The 20264-nt window shown below is 65.9% G+C and carries 20 protein-coding genes; 16 read left to right on the top strand and 4 right to left on the bottom strand.

Going from position 1 to position 20264, the window contains the following annotated elements; translation table 11 throughout:
* Positions 1 to 138: 138 nt before the first annotated feature.
* From AC4JJG_RS20360 to AC4JJG_RS20395, 8 genes are all read left to right on the top strand, one after another.
* Positions 139 to 1602: an aromatic ring-hydroxylating dioxygenase subunit alpha gene (locus tag AC4JJG_RS20360; protein WP_219130567.1), complete on the top strand. Its 1464-nt coding sequence runs from the start codon at positions 139 to 141 to the stop codon at positions 1600 to 1602.
* Between the two features lie 2 nt (positions 1603 to 1604).
* Positions 1605 to 2216 (top strand): 3-phenylpropionate/cinnamic acid dioxygenase subunit beta, encoded by a 612-nt coding sequence (locus AC4JJG_RS20365; protein WP_006897057.1) that lies wholly within the window; start codon positions 1605 to 1607, stop codon positions 2214 to 2216.
* Entirely contained in the window at positions 2213 to 2518 is a 306-nt protein-coding gene (locus AC4JJG_RS20370) for a hypothetical protein (RefSeq protein WP_006897056.1), read from the top strand. The genes AC4JJG_RS20365 and AC4JJG_RS20370 overlap by 4 nt, the downstream gene beginning before the upstream one ends.
* Before the next feature lie 48 nt (positions 2519 to 2566).
* A complete protein-coding gene (locus tag AC4JJG_RS20375; RefSeq protein WP_006897055.1) occupies positions 2567 to 2764 on the top strand; it encodes a ferredoxin in 198 nt (65 codons plus the stop codon).
* Entirely contained in the window at positions 2761 to 3996 is a 1236-nt protein-coding gene (locus AC4JJG_RS20380; protein ID WP_219130568.1) for an NAD(P)/FAD-dependent oxidoreductase, read from the top strand. Before AC4JJG_RS20375 ends, AC4JJG_RS20380 begins: the two co-directional genes overlap by 4 nt.
* Complete coding sequence (phtC, locus tag AC4JJG_RS20385; RefSeq protein WP_219130569.1) at positions 3993 to 4742, top strand: 3,4-dihydroxyphthalate decarboxylase; 750 nt, start codon at positions 3993 to 3995, stop codon at positions 4740 to 4742. The genes AC4JJG_RS20380 and phtC overlap by 4 nt, the downstream gene beginning before the upstream one ends.
* 46 nt (positions 4743 to 4788) lie before the next feature.
* A complete protein-coding gene (locus AC4JJG_RS20390; protein WP_495405823.1) occupies positions 4789 to 5589 on the top strand; it encodes an IclR family transcriptional regulator in 801 nt (266 codons plus the stop codon).
* 292 nt (positions 5590 to 5881) lie between these two features.
* The gene (locus AC4JJG_RS20395; protein WP_006898364.1) at positions 5882 to 7282 is read left to right on the top strand and encodes an IS1380 family transposase; all 1401 of its coding nucleotides are present in this window, start codon (positions 5882 to 5884) and stop codon (positions 7280 to 7282) included.
* 74 nt (positions 7283 to 7356) lie between these two features.
* Here AC4JJG_RS20395 and AC4JJG_RS20400 read toward each other — a convergent pair whose 3' ends face one another.
* On the bottom strand, positions 7357 to 8487 hold the full coding sequence (locus AC4JJG_RS20400) for an MFS transporter (RefSeq protein WP_495405824.1): 1131 nt from the start codon (positions 8485 to 8487) through the stop codon (positions 7357 to 7359).
* Between the two features lie 572 nt (positions 8488 to 9059).
* Positions 9060 to 9815: an IclR family transcriptional regulator gene (locus AC4JJG_RS20405; protein ID WP_335673550.1), complete on the bottom strand. Its 756-nt coding sequence runs from the start codon at positions 9813 to 9815 to the stop codon at positions 9060 to 9062.
* A 68-nt stretch (positions 9816 to 9883) separates the two neighbouring features.
* On the opposite strand from AC4JJG_RS20405, the gene pcaH reads away from it, so the two are divergent.
* The 4 genes from pcaH to pcaDC are packed head-to-tail and all read left to right on the top strand — an operon-like array spanning position 9884 to position 13663.
* Complete coding sequence (gene pcaH / locus AC4JJG_RS20410) at positions 9884 to 10651, top strand: protocatechuate 3,4-dioxygenase subunit beta (protein WP_335673551.1); 768 nt, start codon at positions 9884 to 9886, stop codon at positions 10649 to 10651.
* Positions 10648 to 11217, top strand: coding sequence for a protocatechuate 3,4-dioxygenase subunit alpha (pcaG, locus tag AC4JJG_RS20415; protein ID WP_335673552.1), 570 nt, complete (start codon positions 10648 to 10650; stop codon positions 11215 to 11217). The genes pcaH and pcaG overlap by 4 nt, the downstream gene beginning before the upstream one ends.
* Before the next feature lie 5 nt (positions 11218 to 11222).
* On the top strand, positions 11223 to 12467 hold the full coding sequence (locus AC4JJG_RS20420) for a lyase family protein (protein ID WP_335673553.1): 1245 nt from the start codon (positions 11223 to 11225) through the stop codon (positions 12465 to 12467).
* Positions 12464 to 13663, top strand: coding sequence for a bifunctional 3-oxoadipate enol-lactonase/4-carboxymuconolactone decarboxylase PcaDC (pcaDC, locus tag AC4JJG_RS20425; RefSeq protein ID WP_335673554.1), 1200 nt, complete (start codon positions 12464 to 12466; stop codon positions 13661 to 13663). Before AC4JJG_RS20420 ends, pcaDC begins: the two co-directional genes overlap by 4 nt.
* Before the next feature lie 368 nt (positions 13664 to 14031).
* On the opposite strand, the gene AC4JJG_RS20430 is transcribed toward pcaDC, so the two are convergent.
* Together AC4JJG_RS20430 and AC4JJG_RS20435 are read right to left on the bottom strand one after the other, a co-directional pair.
* Positions 14032 to 14808, bottom strand: coding sequence for a recombinase family protein (locus AC4JJG_RS20430; protein WP_006898352.1), 777 nt, complete (start codon positions 14806 to 14808; stop codon positions 14032 to 14034).
* Between the two features lie 186 nt (positions 14809 to 14994).
* Positions 14995 to 16563 carry a SulP family inorganic anion transporter gene (locus AC4JJG_RS20435; protein WP_006898345.1) on the bottom strand — a complete coding sequence of 523 codons (1569 nt, stop codon included), beginning with the start codon at positions 16561 to 16563 and terminating at the stop codon, positions 14995 to 14997.
* A gap of 132 nt (positions 16564 to 16695) precedes the next feature.
* Here AC4JJG_RS20435 and AC4JJG_RS20440 point away from each other — a divergent pair, with 132 nt between their 5' ends.
* From AC4JJG_RS20440 to AC4JJG_RS20455, 4 genes are all read left to right on the top strand, one after another.
* Positions 16696 to 17097, top strand: coding sequence for a MerR family transcriptional regulator (locus AC4JJG_RS20440; protein ID WP_006898346.1), 402 nt, complete (start codon positions 16696 to 16698; stop codon positions 17095 to 17097).
* A 162-nt stretch (positions 17098 to 17259) separates the two neighbouring features.
* Complete coding sequence (locus tag AC4JJG_RS20445) at positions 17260 to 17862, top strand: recombinase family protein (protein WP_063972675.1); 603 nt, start codon at positions 17260 to 17262, stop codon at positions 17860 to 17862.
* Positions 17863 to 17894: 32 nt separating this feature from the next.
* Entirely contained in the window at positions 17895 to 19319 is a 1425-nt protein-coding gene (locus AC4JJG_RS20450) for a TnsB C-terminal domain-containing protein (RefSeq protein WP_182374597.1), read from the top strand.
* Positions 19319 to 20131, top strand: coding sequence for an AAA family ATPase (locus AC4JJG_RS20455; RefSeq protein ID WP_182374544.1), 813 nt, complete (start codon positions 19319 to 19321; stop codon positions 20129 to 20131). The genes AC4JJG_RS20450 and AC4JJG_RS20455 overlap by 1 nt, the downstream gene beginning before the upstream one ends.
* The last annotated feature ends 133 nt before the right edge of the window (positions 20132 to 20264 follow it).

Raw genomic sequence — 20264 nt, forward strand, 5'->3', positions numbered from 1 at the left:
CCCTTGCCGCACCCACCCGTACCTGGCACGAAGAGTGGGAGGGGTTGACGTAGATCACAAAATGCGGAAACCTCTTCACGACAGAGTGGACCTCTGCTCTGCAGACTGACTGATCGATGATCGAGAAGGAGCTCTCCCATGGCAGACCATCACGGCGTCCTCGAGGACGTACGGCGGGGCATGATCCCTGCACATATCTACAACGACAAAGAGCTCTTCGAACTCGAGAAGGAACGTCTCTTCAGCCGCAGCTGGCTGTTCGTCGCCCACGAGTCGGAGGTCCCCGAGGCTGGTGACTACGTGGTCCGCAGGGTCCTCGAGGACTCGTTCATTATCTCTCGGGACGAACAGGGCGAGGTCCGGGCCCTGTTCAACATGTGCCTCCACCGGGGCATGCAGGTGTGCCGGGCGGAGATGGGCAATGCCTCCCACTTCCGTTGCCCGTACCACGGTTGGTCTTACCGCAACGACGGGCGCCTCGTTGGCCTGCCGTTTCACAAGGAGGCATACGGCGGGGAGGAAGGCTTCAAGAAGAAGGGCCAGACCCTGTTGCCTGCTCCCTCGCTGGCCACGTACAACGGTCTGATCTTCATCAGCATGGACCCGGATGCCGAGCCCCTGGAGGAGTTCCTGGGGGACTTCAAGTTCTACCTGGACTACTACACGAAGCAGAGCGCGGACGGCATCGAGCTGCGTGGCCCTCAGCGTTGGCGGGTCAAGGCGAACTGGAAGATCGGGGCCGAGAACTTCGCCGGGGACATGTACCACACGCCCCAGACCCACACCTCGGTGGTGGAGATCGGCCTCTTCCGCGAGCCCAAGGCGGAGAAGCGCAAGGACGGCACCACGTACTGGGCTGGCAACGGTGGCGGCACCACTTACAAGCTGCCCGAAGGTGGCCTGGAGGAGCGCCTGCGCTACGTGGGCTACCCGGACGAGATGATCGCCCGGATGAAGGAGCAGTGGACCCAGGAGCAGCTCGACGTGGTCGGCAAGGACGGGTTCATGATCTCGGCGGCCTCACTGTTCCCGAACATGAGCTTCGTCCATAACTGGCCGCGGGTCGAAGAGGGCTCCGACGAGGTGCTCCCCTTCATTTCCATCCGCGTGTGGCAGCCGATCAGCGAGAACGAGACGGAAGTCCTCTCGTGGTTCGCCGTCGACAAGAACGCGCCGGAGGAGTACAAAGCGCTTTCCTACAAGGCGTATCTCATGTGCTTCGGCAGTGGCGGCATGTTCGAGCAGGACGACGTCGAGAACTGGGTGTCCCTCACCAATACTGCCGCCGGCTCCATGGCACGGCGTCTGCTGCTCAACAGCCGGATGGGCATGCTCGAGAACGGCGAGAACGTCGTCGAGGCCCTGTCCCCCGAGGAATACTCGGGACCCGGCGCCACCCGTGTCGGCTACAGCGAGTACAACCAGCGGGAGTTGTTGCGCCGGTGGGCCGATCACCTCGAACGTCCGGTAGAAGCCGCAGCGCAGGTGCACGTGGGCTCGGACCCGGTGCAAGCGCCACCGGCCGCCGGATCGGGGCCCGCCCGCCCGGCCTGCGGCAGCGCAGAGACCGCGCCCGCAGCAACCCTTCACGAGGAGGTCTGATCATGAGTGTTGGAACGGCACACGAGAACGAGAACTTGACGCTGTCCGAACAATCGGCGCTGGGAGCCCACGCCCCGCGTACTCAGCGGACGGGGCAGACCCTGCCTTTCAACGATGAACTTCACCTGGAGGCGCATCGTTGGCTGGTCGATGAGGCGTACCTGTTGGACGCCCAGGACTACGACGAGTGGCTCTCCCGGATCGCCGATGACGTGCACTATCTCATGCCCGTCCGCGTCACCACTGCCCTGGGCGCCGGATACTCCACCTCACCGGGGATGGCGCACTGGGACGAGAACAAGTACTCGCTCAGTCGCCGCGTGGCACGCTTCGCCACCGAGCACGCGTGGACCGAAGATCCGCCGTCGCGGCTGCGCCACTACATCACCAACGTGCGCACCTTCCGCACCCCCGACCCGCAAGAGATCATCGTGGACTCGGCGGTTCTTCTCTTCCGCAGCCGTGGTGACGTCGGGGAGTCCTCCACTGTCTCGGCAGGACGCGAGGATCTCCTCCGCCGTACCTCATCCGGGTCCGGGTGGGAGCTGGCCCGTCGCACCATCATGGTCGACGAGTCGGTCATCCGCATGCAGAACCTGGCGATCTTCCTGTGAAACTGGAATGGGAAGGCGAGGAGGAAGACCGCCTCGCGGCGATCCAGGCCACCGAGGAACGCCGCCGGCTCGAAGAGCACGTCACCGGCAAGCCGATCGTGATCGCTAACGAGTTCTCGGAGGTCCAGGTCACCCGCATCGAGACCCGCAACGGTTCGCGGCTGATGATTCAATCTCCTCGTTCGGGCCAGTGGGTAACGCTCTGCCCGCTGGAACTGGAGTCCCTGACCTGGCAGGCCCCGGCCACGTTCTCGGCCATGATCGGCCACCCTTTCGGGCCGCTCGTGGCCGAAGACGAATAAACACCCCAACCGCCAGAGCACCACCGTCTCAAGCTAAGGAGTTCGACCATGCCCGTTGTAAAAGCCGATCTGCAGGCCTGTCAGGGGTACGCGAACTGCGTCGTCGGAGCCTCTGACTACTTCGACCTGGACGACGACGGGATCGTCGTGCTGCTCCAGACCGAAGTCCCCGAAGCCGACCGCGCCCGCGTCACCGAAGCCGCGCGCAGCTGCCCGGTCTCCGCACTGGTGGTAGAGGACGCATGAGCCCGGGCACCGTCGTCGTCGTCGGGTCCTCCATTGCCGGGGTGCGCACCGCGCAGTCCCTCCGGCTGGAAGGCTATAAGGGGGAGATCATCCTCGTGGGAGAAGAGACCGAACTTCCCTACGATAAGCCGCCATTGTCGAAATCCGTTCTTGCGGGATCCGCCGACGAGGACTCTATCCGGCTGCTGACACAGGAGCAGGCCGATGCCGAGGACATCCAACTCCTGCTGGGACACCGCGCTGTCGGTTTAGACGTCGCCGAGAACCTGCTGAAGCTTGAAGGGCATGACCCCCTTCATTACGACAACCTCGTCATTGCCACCGGAGCATCACCCCGGCCCTCTCCCTGGGGCCAGTCTCCAGGGATTCACGTGCTGCGCACCCTTGAGGACGCCCGCGAACTACGTGGGGACCTTCTCCGGGGTGGGGCGCTGGCCGTCATCGGGGCAGGGTTCATCGGCGCCGAAGCGGCAGCCACCGCCCGCGGCCTGGGATTGGAGGTCACCGTCATCGACCCGGTGCCCGTGCCCATGAGCCGCCTCTTTAACCCTGAGATCGGCCAGTGGTTCGCAGACCTTCACCAGGACAACGGGGTCAACACCATGTTCGGCACCGGAGTGGAAGCTATCGAAGGCGAGGAGGGCAACTTCTCCCTCCACCTGACCAACGGTGAGAGCGTTCAGGCGGCCACCGTGCTGATCGGTATTGGCGTCATCCCCAATGACTCCTGGCTCAGCGCATCTGGCCTGCTGGTGGACAACGGGGTCGTGCTCAACGAGTACTGTCAAGCCCTCGACGCTGCGAACGTGTACGCCGTCGGCGACGTAGCCCGCTGGCGCCACCAGAAGCACGGCGAGGACGTCAGGACCGAGCACTGGACTAACGCGGTGGAACAGGCCGCATGCGTGGCCTACAACATCATCCATCCGGAACAGCCGCGCGCCTACACGCCCATTGAATACGTGTGGAGCGACCAGCACGACTGGAAGATCCAGGTCGTGGGACGCGTCGGAGGCAATGTCGACCACGTCCTCATCGGACACCCGCAGGTCCACGGCAAGTTCGCCGCCCTCTACACCATCGACGGCACCACCGTCCGGGGCGCAGCCATCGTGAACTGGCCCAAAGCCCTCATTGCCTGCCGTCTGGGCATGGCCAGGGGCATCACGGTGCAGGATCTGCGCGCCAAGCTCGAACCCCAGTTGGAGCCACCGGCGAGGAGGGCGTCATGACACCCGGGAACTTGCTGCCCCAGACCGAGAGCGTCACCCGGGAACGTATCGCCCTCGCCTGCCGGGTCTTGGCCCATCGGGGCCTTGCAGATGGAATCTTGGGTCACATCAGCCTGAAAATTACCGACAGCACATTGCTGGTGCGCTGTCGCGGCCCGTACGAACGCGGACTGGCGTATACGCAAGCCGAAGACATCCGCATGGTGGACCTCGACGGCAATCCCGCCGCCGACGGCGAGCTCGCGGACGGGTACACGGTCCCCAACGAACTGCCGCTGCACACCGAGCTCTTCCGGCGCCGCCCAGACATCCGGGCTGTCGTTCACGCCCATCCCCCGCGAGTGGTTGCCGCCGACCTGGCAGGGCTTGCAGTACGCCCCATCGTAGGGGCGTACGACATTCCCGGAGCCCGCCTCGCCGCCAACGGGGTGCCCGTCTATCCCCGCGGAGTACTCATCCGCGACCGTCGGCTCGCCACCGAAATGGCCGATGCTATGGGAACAAGGCCCGTTGTTGTGCTGCGGGGCCACGGCCTCACCAGCGCGGCCGAAACCGTCGAGCAAGCAGTTCTCCAGGCCATCAGCGTGGACGGCCTGTCCGGGTTGGCACTGCAAGTGACTTCGGCTGGTGGGCACCTCGTCGACCTGCCCGACGCCGATATGGCCGAACTGCCCGACCTCGGAGGAGCATTCAACACAGAGACTGCCTGGAGACATGAACTCGCACGACTTGGTGAGCCTCGTTGACGGCCTGCGCCCTAGCCGGACAGAGACTGAACCCCCGGTCAGTAACATGAAGCTCATGTCCGCATCACGGGCGGAGGACGACTCCAGATACGGCCCTCCTCCGCAGTACCCCATCGAATCCGTCGACAACGCACTCCGATTGTTGCTGCTCTTCGAGACTCGGCCGAGCATCCGGCTCACCGATGCCAGCAAGTACCTCGGAGTGGCGTCATCCACGGCCCATCGCCTCATGGGGATGCTCCTCTACCGAGGTTTCGTACGGCAGAACCCTCAGACCAAAGCGTACGAACCCGGACAAGCACTCAGCTCCATCGCCTTCGCCATACGGCGCCACGTCGACATCGGAACGCTAATTCGTCCAGCAATGGAAAGGGTATTCGAGGCAACCGGAGAGACGGTGCACTTTGCCGAGCTCAAAGGCTCGAACACACACTTTCTGGAGGCCATCGAAAGTCAACGCGCCGTCCGCGTTGCCTCACGTCAAGGTGCGATGCTTCCCGCCAACTGCACTGCAACGGGCAAAGCAATGCTGAGCCTACTCACCACGGAACAACTGCATGCCCTGTACCCGCATGAGAAGCTCCCGGGTCTCACCAAGGGATCTATCACCTCCCGATCCGATCTGGAGCGTGCCCTCGAAACGATTCGGCAAACCGAATACTCAACAAGCCAGGAAGAAAGCGAAGACGGCGTCATGTCAGTCGCTGTTCCCATCACCAGCCCGAGCGGAAGATACTACGGGATCAATGTATCCGTGCCCGCTCACCGCATGACTGAACAACTCCGCACAGAACTCGGAGCTATGCTCCAGACAGCCGCCAAAGAAATCCAGAACTTGCTCGTTTAAGGATCTCGACGGCCGGTGACGGTGGGGCTGTGGACAGGACCACCTCAGCTCAGCGGCCATTCCAGAGAGTCGATTCTCCGCAGTCGGCGCCCGAAGAAGAAGGAAATGACCACGGCGACGGTTGCCATAGTGGCGAGCATCGCCCAGGTCAGTGTCGAGTTACCGAGGCTAACCCCGGTGTTTCATGGGGATCTGCGGATCGCTGGGCGCAAATAGACCGAAGTGCTCCCTGAACAGGGGAAACTGGGACTTGTCTAGAGCTACAGTTCCTCAAGCAGAAAGCACTCGGTAGGTGAAGCGTACTTCGTGGTCGTCTGGTCTGTCGTTCTGTGTCGATGATGTCGCGGTGATTTCTCACGCCGGGACCATCGCGCCACGCCTTCTGGCGGATCGCGTCGGTCTGACCGCCGAGCTGTCGGGGGCCATGGCGCAGCGCCGATCCATCCCGATCCATGACCGTGGCAGGGTGTTGACCGATGTCGCGGTGATGCTCACGGGTGGCGGGGAGTCCATCGCCGACATCCGCGTCCTGCGCCACCAATCCACGGTCCTGGGGCCGGTCGCCTCGTCCCCGACGGTGTGGCGCACCCTGGATGAGGTCACCGCCGGTAAACGCAAGAAAATCCAGGTCGCGCGGGCTCGTGCCCGGCGGCACGTGTGGTCCCACCTGCCCGGCGGGGTGCCCGCCTCGAAGTGCGCGGGCCGGGACCTGGGATCGACGATCGTGCTCGACGTGGACGCCACCATCGTGGCCACCCACAGCGAAAAAGAGCAGGCCGCGCCAACCTATAAGCGCACGTTCGGGTATCACCCGATCGGCGTGTGGTGCGACAACACAGAAGAGTTCCTCGCCGCGAGCTTGCGGCCGGGCAACGCCGGGTCGAACACCGCTGCCGACCACATCGATGTCCTGGGCCAGGCGATTGCGCAGGTCCCCGCCGCTCACCGGCGTGATGTGCTGATCCGCTCCGACGGCGCCGGCGCCTCCCACGCCCTGCTGGAATGGATCACCGACCAGAACCGCGTCCGCGGTCGGCAGGTGGAGTACTCGGTCGGATTCGCGGTCACCAACCCGATCCGGCGGGCGATCGCGATGGCTCCCGAGGCAACGTGGGGGCCGGCGTTGAACCAGGGCGGGGACCTGCGGCCCGGGGCTGAGGTCGCCGAGCTGACCGGGTTCCTCTCCCCACGGATGCTCGCCAAGTGGCCAGACGGGATGCGGGTCATCGTCCGCCGCGAACGACCCCACCCTGGCGCCCAACTGTCGATGTTCGAGGAACTCGACGGGTGGCGCTACCAGGCATTTGTGACCAACACCGCCGTCGGTCAACTGCAGTTCCTCGAAGCGCGGCATCGGGCGCACGCCCGCGTGGAGGACCGGATCCGACACGCCAAAGACACCGGACTCGGCCGCCTTCCTTCGCGGGAATTCGCGGTCAACCAGGCCTGGCTCGTCGCGGTCATGATCGCCGCAGACCTCATCGCGTGGACGCGGCTGCTGGCCTGCATCGGCGAGGCCGCCGTTCTCGCCTTGTGCGAGCCCAAAGCGATGCGCTACCGATTCCTGCACGTCGCGGCCCTGCTGACCCGCAGCAGCCGCCGACGACGCGTGAAAATCCCCGAAACCTGGCCGTGGGCCGTCGCCATCGAGGCGGTGTTCCACACGATCGCCGCGATCCCCAAACCCGCCTGACCTCACCTGCCCGCCCACGACAGCACCACCCGGAGACCCGCCCACCGGCAGCGCTAGCCGGAGCTTCCGCACGCCTACTCGCCAATCAGGACGCGACATCCGTAGAGAACCGAATCTCCCACACCCCATGAATCAGGGGGGCTAAGGACCACCCCGGTGAGCACGGGGCCGATGGTATTGCCGATGTACGTGCCGGTCTGGACAATGCCGGTGGCCGCTGCGGTGGCCCCAGGCGCCATGTGCGAGATGAGGAAGTGCGCCAGGCCTGGCCACCCCCACCCCAGGCCCACCGCTAGCAGGACACCTACCACGTAGCTCCAGGTGGTGGGGATCGCCATGAGTGAAAGCCCGACGGCGCAGACGATGAGTGCTGTCTGGATCAGAGAAAGTGCTGACACGCCGCCTCGATCGACGACTCCGCCAATGACGATACGGGTCGCGGCTCCTAAGGCGCTGCCGACGGCCAGAATCACACCAGCCGGGCCGACTGCAATCCCCCGCTCCAGCGCGCCGATCACGGCAAAGGCCACGGCGGCCGTAACGGCACCGCCCGCGAACATCGTCATCGCGGCCATCAGCACCAACGCCGAACGCATCTGGGTATCCCATTGCCCCGCCGGCCGGGTCGTACCCATGACGACCGGCATGGTCCGGGTCCGGGCCACGGGGACCAGTACGAGCATGCCCAGTACAGCCATCAGCAGGAAGGCCATGGACCATCCCAGAGTCAACGCAACCAACGGGATCGAAACGCCGGCGACCAACCCCGTCACTGGGACCGCGGCCTGTTTCACCCCGAAGGCCAGCCCGCGCGAGGCGGCTGGGATGTGCGTGACGAGCAAGTGGTTGGAGGAAGGGTGCCCCAGACCGTTCCCGAGTCCCCCCAGGCATGCCCATACAATTAGCCACGGCCACGCAGAGATCCAGGACGCGCTGCCGGTCAGGCTCACGACCGCCAGCAGCAAGGCGGCGATGCCCATGCCTTTCTCGCTGAGCACACGACCAATCACACCGGTGCACGCGGAGGTGAGGGCGGCCGCGGCCCAGTAGACCCCTACCGCCAGGCCGATCCCGTAGGCCGGGACGCGGATTGTTGCGGTGATCTCCGTGGCAAGCGCCCCAAGGAGAAACACCGGCATGTTTGTTAAGACAGTCACCAGTACGGCCACAGCCAAAGCGGCGAATCCACGGCCCGGATGTCTCACGCGCTGTGACCTGCCACCGGGGCATCCGATGCCGCATCCATCTCCGGGACGCTGCGCCTACGCACCCGTGGGCATAGCGGTAAAAAGTTCATGGCTGGCATTCCTGCCCTTCCAGGTCAAGGCTGTGGTGCGAGCAATACCGCTTCTGAAGTGCCCCGGGTTTGATGGGCACATTGGTGTCCCCCGGATTCCGTGGGGTTCGATTTTTTGAATTCTCATGCCACGCTCCAGCAGTAGCTACCGCGCCCCAGCCCAGCCCAGCCCAGGCGTGGACCGAACCACGAACCACCGCCTCCAAGGACCTACCCGAAGCGGCCTGACACATCAAAATCACCGAGGCTGAATCACTGGACCGTTCCCGTTCTGGTGGACACTCGGAGATGAGCGGTGAGTTCCCCCGAGATGGAGGGAGCGGCCCACGGGATTGATGGAGACATTGGTGTGTCCCGGATTTCGTCGGGTTCGGATTTCTTGGATTCTCATGCCTCAAGTACGACTTCGCCGGGTATCGGTCTAGATGGATCAGCGTCGGCCCCTGTCTCCCCTCTGGCCCGCGTCAGATCTCCTTCCCATCACTCGCCTGACGCCAGTTCCCGGCCGATACCGAACGCCGCGGCCTGGAGGACGCCGACGAGGCGGGTCCTGTCCCTCGTCAAGTGGGGAACCACAAGACCCAGGGATGCGACGACCGCGGTACCGCGCTGCACGGGGACGGCCACCGAGCACGCTCCGAGGGTCATCTCGTCGACCGTTGTCGCATACCCATGGCGCCGCACCTGAGCCAGCTGCTGGCGCAGGAGCCCGGGCTGGGTCACCGTGTACGGCGTCATTCGGGTCAGCGAGCCAAGCGCCTCGGAGAGCACGTCGTCGGGCGCGTGCGCGAGCAGCACCTTCCCAACCGCCGTGCAGTGCAGCGGCAGTCGGGAGCCGACGGTGCTGACGATCGGGACGGACGCTGTGCCCGACAGCCGGTCGAGGTACAACACCTCGGTCCCCTCGCGCACCGCGAGGTGCACGGTGGCCAGCGTCGCGCCGTACACGTCATGGAGGAACGGCTCAGCGATCTGACGCAGACCGGTCTGGGTCGGCGCGAGCAGCGCGAGCTCCCAGATCCGGCGACCCACCACGTACTCGCCGGACGGCCGCCGTACCAAGCCGCCCCAGGTCGTCAGCTCCGCCACCAGCCGGTGAGTGGTCGGCAGCGGCAGATCCGCCCGACGCCCGATCTGGCTCAGCGTCATCGCCCGATGCTCGTCGTCGAAGGCGCCGAGGACGGCCAGCAGGCGCGAGGCGACACTGGCTCCCGGATCGGAGATGTTGCCGGACATCGTCCCGCCTTTCACTCAGTGAACGACATGGGTCGAAGCGTACGCCCCGGCGGCCTAGTGTCGGACTGGTGAGCACACCCGAGCTATCGACCCAGGCCGAGGTCAGCGCCGAGATCGCCGACCTGTCCGCCGGCACCGACCCCTCCGTCGTCCAGCCCCGCCTCGACTACTCCCCGTACCGCAGCAGCCTCCTGCGGCATCCGACCAAGGATCTGCACCAGGTCGATCCGGAAGGCGTCGAGTTGTGGTCTCCGTGCTTCAGCCACCGGGACGTCGATCCACTCGAGGCCGATCTGACGATTCAGCGCTCGGGCGAGCCGATCGGCGAGCGCATCACGATCTCCGGCCGGGTCGTGGACGGCGACGGACGCCCGGTCGCGGGCCAGCTGGTCGAGATCTGGCAGGCCAACGCCGGAGGACGCTACATCCACCAGCGTGATCAGCACCCTGCGCCGCTCGACCCGAACTTCACCGGCGCCGGGCGGTGCCTGACCGGTGCGGACGGTAGCTACTCATTCCAGACGATCAAACCGGGTCCGTACCCGTGGCGGAACCACCGCAATGCGTGGCGTCCCGCCCACGTGCACTTCTCCCTGTTTGGCACCGAGTTCACGCAGCGCATCGTCACGCAGATGTACTTCCCGGGCGATCCCCTGTTCGCGCTGGACCCGATCTACCAGTCGATCACCGACCAGGGCTCCCGTGACCGCCTCGTCGCCCGCTACGACCATGACCTGACGCGACCCGAGTGGTCGACCGGCTACCGGTGGGACATCGTGCTCACCGGAGCCCACCGCACCTGGACCGAGAACAACGACGACAAGGACCACGCATGAGCCCCCGCCTGCACCCCACGCCCGGCCAGACGGTGGGCCCGTTCTTCCACTACGCACTCCCCTATGACGGCGACTCCGAACTGGTGCCTGCGAGCAGCCCGGGTGCGATCCGGTTCCACGGCCGCGTGCTCGACGGTTCTGGTGCGCCGGTCCCCGACGCGCTGGTCGAGCTCTGGCAGGCGGACGCGTCCGGCGCGATCGTCCAGCAGCCGGGCTCGTTGCGCCGCGACGGTTGGACGTTCACGGGCTGGGGCCGGTCGTCGACCGACAACGCCGGCCACTACTCGTTCTCGACGATCGCGCCCGGCGCAGTGGGCGGGAACGCTCCGTTCTTCGCGCTCACGGTGTTCGCGCGTGGCCTGCTCGATCGGCTCTTCACACGCGCATATCTGCCGGGACACGAGGCCGCCCTCGCTGCGGACCCCCTTCTCAGCAGCCTCGAGCCGGACCGTCGCGCGACGCTGGTCGCGGAGGCCGATGCGCAGGGACATGCGTTCGACATCCGTCTGCAGGGCCAGGGCGAGACCGTCTTCCTGACGTTCCCGGGCCACGGGGCGGCACACTGAGCGCCATGACTGACCTGTTCTGGCCCGGCGACGAGCGCGCCGGCGACCTGATGAGTGCTGAGGCGTTGCTCGCCGCCATGGTCAGGGTGGAGTCCGCGTGGCTGGACGCTCTCGTGGCCTCCGGGCTCGCGCCGTCCGCCGCCGCCACCGACCTCGCCCCGCTCGTCACCGCCGACGATCTGCCGGACATCGCGGCGGCAGCCGAGGGCAGCGGCAACCCCGTCGTCCCGCTCGTCGGGCTGCTCCGCTCGCGGGCGCCGCAGCCCGCCGCCACCTGGCTTCACCGCGGGCTCACCAGCCAGGATGTCCTCGACACCGCCCTCATGCTCGCGCTGCGCGATGCGCTCGAACGGCTGATCGGCGAGCTGCGCGCCCAGGTGACCGCGCTCGCCCGTCTCGCCGCGCAGCACGCCGACACGCCGATGGTCGGCCGCACCCTGACCCAGCACGCCGTACCCACGACGTTCGGTGCGGTCGCCGCGGGCTGGCTCGACGGCCTGGTCGACGCCGCCGATCTGGTCCTGGACGCCCGCTCCCTCCTGCCGGTGCAGCTCGGCGGGGCGGTCGGCACTCTCTCGGCGACCACCGAGCTGGCGAACCTGCGGGGGCACGAGGATCCCCAGGGGACCAGCGCCGACCTGGTCGCCAGCACCGCTGCGGCCCTGGGGCTGCGGGAGCTCCGCCCGTGGCACACCTCGCGGGCAACGGTCACCCGGACGTCCGACGCGCTGGTCTCGTGCACGGACGCCTGGGGACACATCGCGACCGATGTCGCGACCCTGGCGCGGACCGAGATCGGCGAGCTGGCCGAGCCGGCGGCCGAGGGCCGCGGTGGCTCGTCGACGATGCCGCACAAGAACAACCCGGTCCTGTCCGTGCTGGTGCGCCGCGCAGCCCTGGGCTCCCCCGCTCTGGCCGCGACGATGCACCTCGCCTCGGCCACCGCGGGCGACCAGCGCCCGGACGGCTCGTGGCACGTCGAATGGTCGACCCTGCAGATGCTCGGTCGACGCAGCGTCGTCGCCGCGTCCCAGACCGCCGAGCTGCTGCAGGGTCTGTACGTGGACGCCGAGCGCATGCGCGCGACGCTCGACCGGTCGGCTGACAGCGTGCTGGCGGAGCGCCGCTCGATCGCCGGGCTGCTGGACAAGACCGCCGATTCCGACCCGACCACCTACCCCGGGTTCTCCGAGGACCTCATCGTGGGCGCCGTCGAGCGGGCCCGGACCTTCTTGGAGGAGAACGAGTGACCGTCCCTCGCATCACGGCCGTCCGGCTCGGCGGATCGCCGGCCCTCCCCCTTCTCGTGCTGGGGCCCTCGCTGGGCACGTCCGCTCAGTCACTGTGGGCGCGCTGCGCCGCCGGACTCACCGATCGCTTCGAGGTTCTCGCCTGGGACCTGCCCGGGCACGGGTCCAACGCCGGCTCCGCCGAGCCGTTCACGATGGCCGAGCTGGCCGCCGGTGTCCTCGGGATGGTCGACGACGTGGTGGCCCAGCGCGACACGTTCGCCAGCACTTTCACCTACGCGGGCGACTCGGTGGGAGGCGCCGTCGGGCTGCAGCTGCTGCTGGACGCACCCGCGCGCATCGACTCCGCTGTCCTGCTGTCGACGGGCGCACGGATCGGCGAGCCGGATGCCTGGCGGACCAGGGCGGCGTCCGTGCGCGCGTCGGGCACCCCGTCGATGATCGAAGGGTCGGCCCAGCGTTGGTTCGCACCCGGATTCCTTGAGCGGGAGCCGGAGATCGGCGCAGCCCTGCTGCACGACCTGCGGGACGCCGACGACGAGGGCTATGCGCTGGTGTGCGAGGCGCTGGCGGGCTTCGACGTCCGTGACCGCCTCGGCGAGATCGAACCGCGAGTGCTGGCGGTGTCGGGTCTGCTCGACGTCCCCACTCCGCCGGCCGATCTCGCGGCTATCGCCTCCGGAGTCCGGAACGGGCGGCTCGTCGTCCTCGACGGCGTCGCGCACCTGCCCCCGGCCGAGCAACCGGCCGAGGTCGCCCAACTCATCCGCGATCACGCGAACGCGGGGCAGGCGGTTGCCGCTCCCACGACCGTCGCCGGGGTGCGCGACGCCGGCATGGCGGTGCGCCGGGCGGTCCTGGGCGACGCCCATGTCGACCGCGCGACCGCGGCGATCACCGATCTGACCGCCGACTTCCAGGATTTCATCACCCAGTACGCCTGGGGGTCGGTGTGGACGCGTCCGGGTCTTGACCGGCGCAGCCGCTCGCTCATCACGCTGACCGCCCTGGTGGCCCGCGGCCATCACGAGGAGCTGGCCATGCACGTGCGGGCCGCGCGTACCAATGGGCTGACCAACGACGAGATCAAAGAGTTGCTGCTCCAGACGGCGATCTACTGCGGCGTGCCCGATGCCAACGCGGCCTACCGCATCGCCCAGCGCGTGCTCGACGAGCTGGACCACCCCGCTTACTAGGAGACTGCTGCACAATCCTCGTGGCAGGAGCCCGGTGTGGTGGCTGGCGTGAAATCCTGTGGCTATGCAGGGTTGTGATTGTGACTTTCGCCGGTAAGTGGCGGTGGCGGTGGTCTACGGACGTTTCGCGGCGGTCTCACTGGCGAGTGGTGGTCACCCGGGCGCGCACTAGGTCGCGCCGAACGAGACGGTGGAGCTCATTCCAACCGGGACTCACTGACGCGTGCTCGAACCCTCGTCGTCCATGCCGTAGCGGGGATCTCCGAACGCGGCATCTCGACGCAAGGGCTACGACTTCGGTGTCCTGTAAGGGTGTCGCACCAGCTTCGTCGCGCAGTGGGCGGGCTAACGCGACGTGTCGGCGGCGCCTACTTCCTTACTCGCTGGAGTGCGCGGTAGAGCGTGGATCGACCCACCCCGAGATCCCGGGCGATAGCTGACGGCCCCTCCCCCGCCTCGATACGGGCAAGGGCCTTGTCGATCTGCTCCTCAGTCAGGACGCGTTTGCGTCCCTTGTACTTGCCCTTCGCCTTGGCGATGGCGATACCCTCGGCCTGGCGTTCGCGAATGATGGCCCGCTCGAACTCTGCGAACGCCCCGAGCAGCGAGAGCATCAGGTCGGCTCGAGGATCCTGGGCACCAGCAGCGTAGGTGGCCCGCTCGTGGACGAACCGCACACTCGCACCCCTCGCGGTGACCTCGCCGACGATCTGCTTGAGATCAACCAGGGAACGAGCGAGTCGGTCCATCGACGCGACAACCAGCTCATCACCGTCCCGCAGATACCTGATGCACTCTTCGAGCTTTACGCGATCAGCGCGCGAGCGTGCCGACTGTTTCTCGATATAGACCCGGTCGCACTCCCCCACCGCCTCGAGCTGACGCGCCTCGTTCTGATCCGCGGCTGACACCCGCACGTACGCCACCCGCTGCCCACGCGCATGCGAAGATCGGCGAGCCGGCTTCGGATCTGGCTTCGGCTTTGGCGTTACCTCGATGACGTTCTCCGAGTCCGTCGACTCCACCCGAAAGTTCCAACCCAACTCATCCCGACGACGGAACCGAGTCCGCACCTTCCCGCGGCTGACGATGAGCACCTCCTCGCCACCCGAACGATTCAGCAACGTCCCGATCCGATCAGCCATGAGGGGACCCTTTCGCCCGGAATCTGTATCAATAGATCCTAGACCCCACGGGAGAACGTTTCATAAGTATCAAACTAGACCCTGTGACACAGCAGCGACTGTGTGACTCTCAACTTCGTTTGGCGGGATTTCGCAGCTTCGTTTGGCGGCTCAGGTGAAGCCGCTGGCGAGGGTGGAGCGGCGGAGTCAGTGTTCGTCGCCGAGGTGGCCGGAGAGTTTGTCCAGACGATCGAGGCTCGATCCGTCAAGGCCGATGATCTCGACGGTCTTGCCCTTGGCGGCGTACTTGTGGGTGATCGCGTCCAGGGTGGCCACGGTGGAGGCGTCCCAGATATCGGCCTCGGTCAGGTCGATGACCACGTGCTGGGGGTCGCCGGTGTAGTCGAACTGGTAGACCAGATCGTTGCTCGAGGCCCAGAAAAGCTCGCCACGCACTCGGTAGGTGCGGATGTCGATGGTGCCGTCGTGATTGACGTCGAGTTCAGAGTCCTTCTCCAGGCTCGTCATGTGGGCCACGCGGCGGGCGAACATGACCATCGCGGTGAGCACGCCGAGGATGACGCCGATGGCCAGGTTGTGGGTGATCACAGTCGCGGCGACGGTGACCGCCATGACGATCGTCTCCGGGAGCGGCATCAGGCGCAGGGTGCGTGGGTGGATGGAGTGCCAGTCCATGGTGGCCACCGAGACCATGATCATCACCGCGACCAGGGCAGCCATGGGGATCAGGCCGACGATGTCGCCCAACGCTACGACGAGGATGAGTAGGAAGATCCCAGCCAGCAGGGTGGACAGGCGGGTGCGGGCGCCGGACTGCTTGACGTTGATCATGGTCTGGCCGATCATCGCGCAGCCGCCCATGCCGCCGAAGAAGGCGGTGACGATGTTGGCCACGCCCTGGCCCCATCCCTCACGGGTCTTGTCGGAGCGGACCTCGGTGATGTCATCGACGAGTTTGGCGGTCATCATCGACTCCATGAGCCCGACCAGCGCCATCGCCAGGGCATAGGGGGCGATGATTTGCAGCGTCTCCAACGTCCACGGCACGTCGGGGATGAATAGCGACGGCAGCGAGGAGGGCAGCTCGCCCTGATCGCTGACGTTGGGCATGGTCCAGCCGAAGAGCACGACCACGGCGGTGATCGCCACGATCGCCACCAGCGGGGCCGGCACCGCGGCCGAAAGTTTGGGGAAGAACACCATGATGAGCACGCCAGCGGCGACCATCGGGTACACCAGCCACGGCACACCCAGCAGGTGCGGGATCTGCGCGGTGAAGATCAGGATGGCCAGGGCGTTGACGAACCCGACCATCACCGACCGGGGGATGAAGCGCATGAGCTTGCCCACCCCGATCACGCTCAACACGACCTGGAAGATGCCGGCCAGCAGCACGGTGGCGATGAAGTAGTCCAACCCGTACTCGCGCGCCACGGGGGCGATGACCAGGGCGATTGCGCCGGTCGCTGCGGAGATCATCGCGGGCCGTCCGCCGGTGAAGGCGATCGTCACGGCCATGGTGAAGGAGGCGAACAGCCCGACCCTCGGGTCCACTCCGGCGAGGATCGAGAACGAGATCGCCTCGGGGATGAGCGCGAGCGCGACGACCAGACCGGCCAAGACCTCGGTGCGCAGTCGGCGGGGGGAAGAGAAGGCGTACTTGAACGACGCGAGGACGCCGACGGGTGCGAGATCGTCATCCGAGCTGGCCGGGGGCGGGGACGAGGCCCCGGATGCGTGGGTGGGAGCTGTCACGGGGGTTTTCCTAACCGTGGAGGGAACATGACACACTCTCCCGTAACGGGAGGTTTGAAACCTACCGTAACGTCAGGTTTGGGTAGCGTTGAATTTGGGACCGACACCGTGACCTATTTCACGAGGAGTGTGATGCGGGAAGAGTCCGCACGAATGGTCGGTGAGGTCGCTGACTTCACCGGCCTGTCGATCCGCACGCTGCGCCACTACGACGACATCGGCCTAGTGGTGCCCTCCGGCCACACCGCCGGCGGATTCCGGCTCTACACCGACGCCGACATCGACCGACTGCTCCTCGTCCGGCGAATGAAACCTTTGGGCTTCTCGCTGGAACGCATGAAGCAGTTCCTCGAAGCCACCGACATCCTTACGGCGGCCCAACGCTCAGAATCGCCGGGGCTCGATGACTGGCACGCAGCTCGAATGACCGTCGAAGAGATCCGCGCCGAAGCTGAAGCGCGCTACCTCGAACTGCAGACCCAACTCGAGTACAGCGCCGAGTTCTTGCAACTATTCCGCCAGAGGTTTGACTAAGCAGGCTGATCCATAAACGACCGTTTTTGCTACAAGTGAACTCGAGCTCGCCGGATTTGGATACGCCGAGGTGGGCGGAAGCCAATTCTGTAGCGGAACCCAGTCTCAAAATCTATGTTTCTGATCTGCCCAGCAGCGACGAGTATTGCTACATTTGTCGGTATGGGCCACGCTTTCGGGTACGCACGGGTGTCGACTGGCGATCAAGACGCCCGACTGCAGCACGATGCCCTCGCCGCTGCCGGCTGCTACAAGGTCTTCACCGACACCGCCTCCGGGACATTGGCCTCCCGCCCAGAGTTGGGAAAGCTCCTCGATCAACTGCGCCCGGGCGACACCCTCGTGGTCTGGCGACTGGACCGGCTGGGCCGATCGATTCGGCATCTGATCGATCAGCTGACCGAGTTGCAGGAACGCGGCATCGAGTTTCGCTCCCTGCAGGAAAACATCGACACCGGGTCCTCGGGCGGGCGGCTGGTGTTTCACATCTTCGCCTCGCTGGCGGAGTTCGAACGAGACCTCATCTCCGAACGCACCCACGCCGGCCTTGAAGCCGCCCGAGCCCGTGGCCGTAGAGGTGGGCGTCCGCCGTTGTTGTCCGGGGACAAACTGCGCACCGCCCGCAAGCTCTACGAGCAACAAGACATGACCGTCGCCCAAATCGGCGAGGTCCTGGGGGTCAGCCGCACCACCGTCTACCGAGCGCTGCAACGCGGGGCCGATAAGCCCCCGGCTCCGCGCCGACAGAAGTCGACGACGGCGTAGCAATGAGCGGGGGCAGTGAACCTCAAGGTTCGATCGGCGCCCCCGCTGGTGCGAAGACTGCCGCGGCCCGATGGCAGGTCCTACGCCAACACGTGGAGAGCGGGGTCCCGCTGACCCAGTTGGCCGCAGCCGAAAAGGTCGGGGAACGCACTTTGCAACGCTGGCTCGCCGCGTATAGAAAGGGCGGGATCGCCGCGCTGGCTCCGGCAACGCCACCCAAGCGTGGGCGGCGCACCCACCCAGACCTTGTGGCCTACATCGAAGGCCTGGCGCTGAGTACGCCTCGGCCGTCCACCGCGGCGATCTTCCGCAAGGCCGCCACGACCGCCACCCGCCGCGGATGGCCGATGGTCTCCGCGAGCACCGTGCGGTCCATCGTGACCGGTCTGGATCCCGGCATGGTGACCTTGGCTCACCAGGGCGCAGCGGCCTACCGGGACACCTACGAGTTGGTGTGGCGCCATCGAGCCGAGCGGGCCAATGCCACCTGGCAGGCCGACCACACCGAACTCGACATCCTCATCCTCGACGCCAACGGGCGGCCCGCCCGGCCGTGGTTGACCGTCATCCTCGACGACTACTCCCGGGCGGTGTGCGGCTACATGGTCTTCCTCGGTGCACCCTCGGCGATGAACACCGCGCTGGCGTTGCGGCACGCGATCTGGCCGAAGAACGATCCGAACTGGCCGATGTGCGGCCTGCCCGATGTGCTCTACGTCGATCACGGGACCGACTTCACCAGTCACCATCTCGCCCAGACCGCCAATGACCTGCATTTTCAGATCATCTACTCGACCATCGCCAGACCACAGGGCCGCGGCAAGATCGAGCGAATCTTCGGCACGATCAACACCGAACTCCTTGCCGAGCTGCCGGGCTATCTCACCCGCGGTCAGCGGCACCCCGAGCCGGTACTGACGCTGCCCGAACTCGACACCGCGATCGGCGAGTTCATCAGTGCCAAGTATCACCGCCGGACCCACCCGGAGACTGGCGACAGCCCCTACCGGACCTGGATCGGCGACGGGTGGCTGCCTCGCCTGCCCGAGACCATTGATGATCTCAACCTGCTGCTGTTGACCGTGGCCAAAACGCGCATCGTCCACCGCGACGGAGTGCGCTTCCAGGGCCTGCGGTACGTCTCGCCGCTGCTGGCCGCCTACGTCAAAGAGCAGGTCGTGATCCGGTACGACCCCCGCGACATTTCCGAAATCCATGTCTTCCACAAGAACCAGTACATCTGTAAGGCCGTGGACCCCGATCACGCATCGACCACCGTCAGTCTCAAAGACATTCAGCACGCGCGCGCAGTCCGCCGACGCGAGCTACGTGGCCAGATCGCCGAACGCATTGCCGTCGTCACCGGCCACCAAGGCCCCTCGTTTCCGGCCTCGCCGGCACCGACCTCACCAGCCCGGAGGAAGACGAAGCTTCGCACCTACCTGGAGGATGACTGATGTCTCCGCAACGGTTCATCGCCACCAAACAGCACCGTAGATTCGTCGAGTTCGCCGACGCCGTACGCCGCCAACGCACCATTGGCATCTGCTACGGCCAAGCCGGGATCGGTAAGACACTGTCCGCCAGACGGTATGCGAACTGGCACAAAGCCGAGCGGCTCCTCGAGGAATGGGGACCACGCGATGACTCCGATTTCCCGATCTATGCCGCCCTGGCCAGGAAACGGACAGTCTTCTACACCCCCGCGGTCCTGAGCACTCCGCGTCAGGTCAGAGACGATCTCACCGGCCTGACAGTCCAGGTATCTGCGTGCATCGACGAGCATCTGATCAACACCGGAGAACTGCAGACGCGACCCAGGACTCTGGGAAGGCACGTCGAGCTGATCATCATCGACGAGTCCGACCGACTCAATGCCACCGCCCTGGAAATGGTGCGAGACCATTACGACCGCGACAACGTCGCCGTCATCCTCATCGGCATGCCCGGGATCGAGAAGAGATTCAGCCGCTACCCGCAGCTCTACAGCCGCGTCGGGTTCGCCCACGAGTACCGGCCACTGAGCAAAGACGAGCTGCGATTCGTGCTCGAACGGCGTTGGCCCAAATACGGGCACCCCCTCGATCCCGACGACTTCACCGACGCTCAAGCCCTCGCCGCGATCGCACGGATCACCCGCGGCAACTTCCGCCTCGTCGACAGACTGTTCACGCAGATGGAGCGCATCATGCAGATCAACGAGCTCAACACCATCACCGACGACGTCGTCGAAGCCGCCCGATCCACCCTCGTCATCGGCATCACCTGACACCGCCAAACGAACCTGCGAAATCCCGCCAAACGAAGGTGAAAGTCACACTCATCGGGGGTCGTACGGGACTGCTGCACGATCGGGTGACAGTGTCGGTGTCATGCCGCTGAGGCGGCTGTGTTGATGATCG

Source organism: Gordonia sp. B8661-1, from assembly GCF_059427765.1.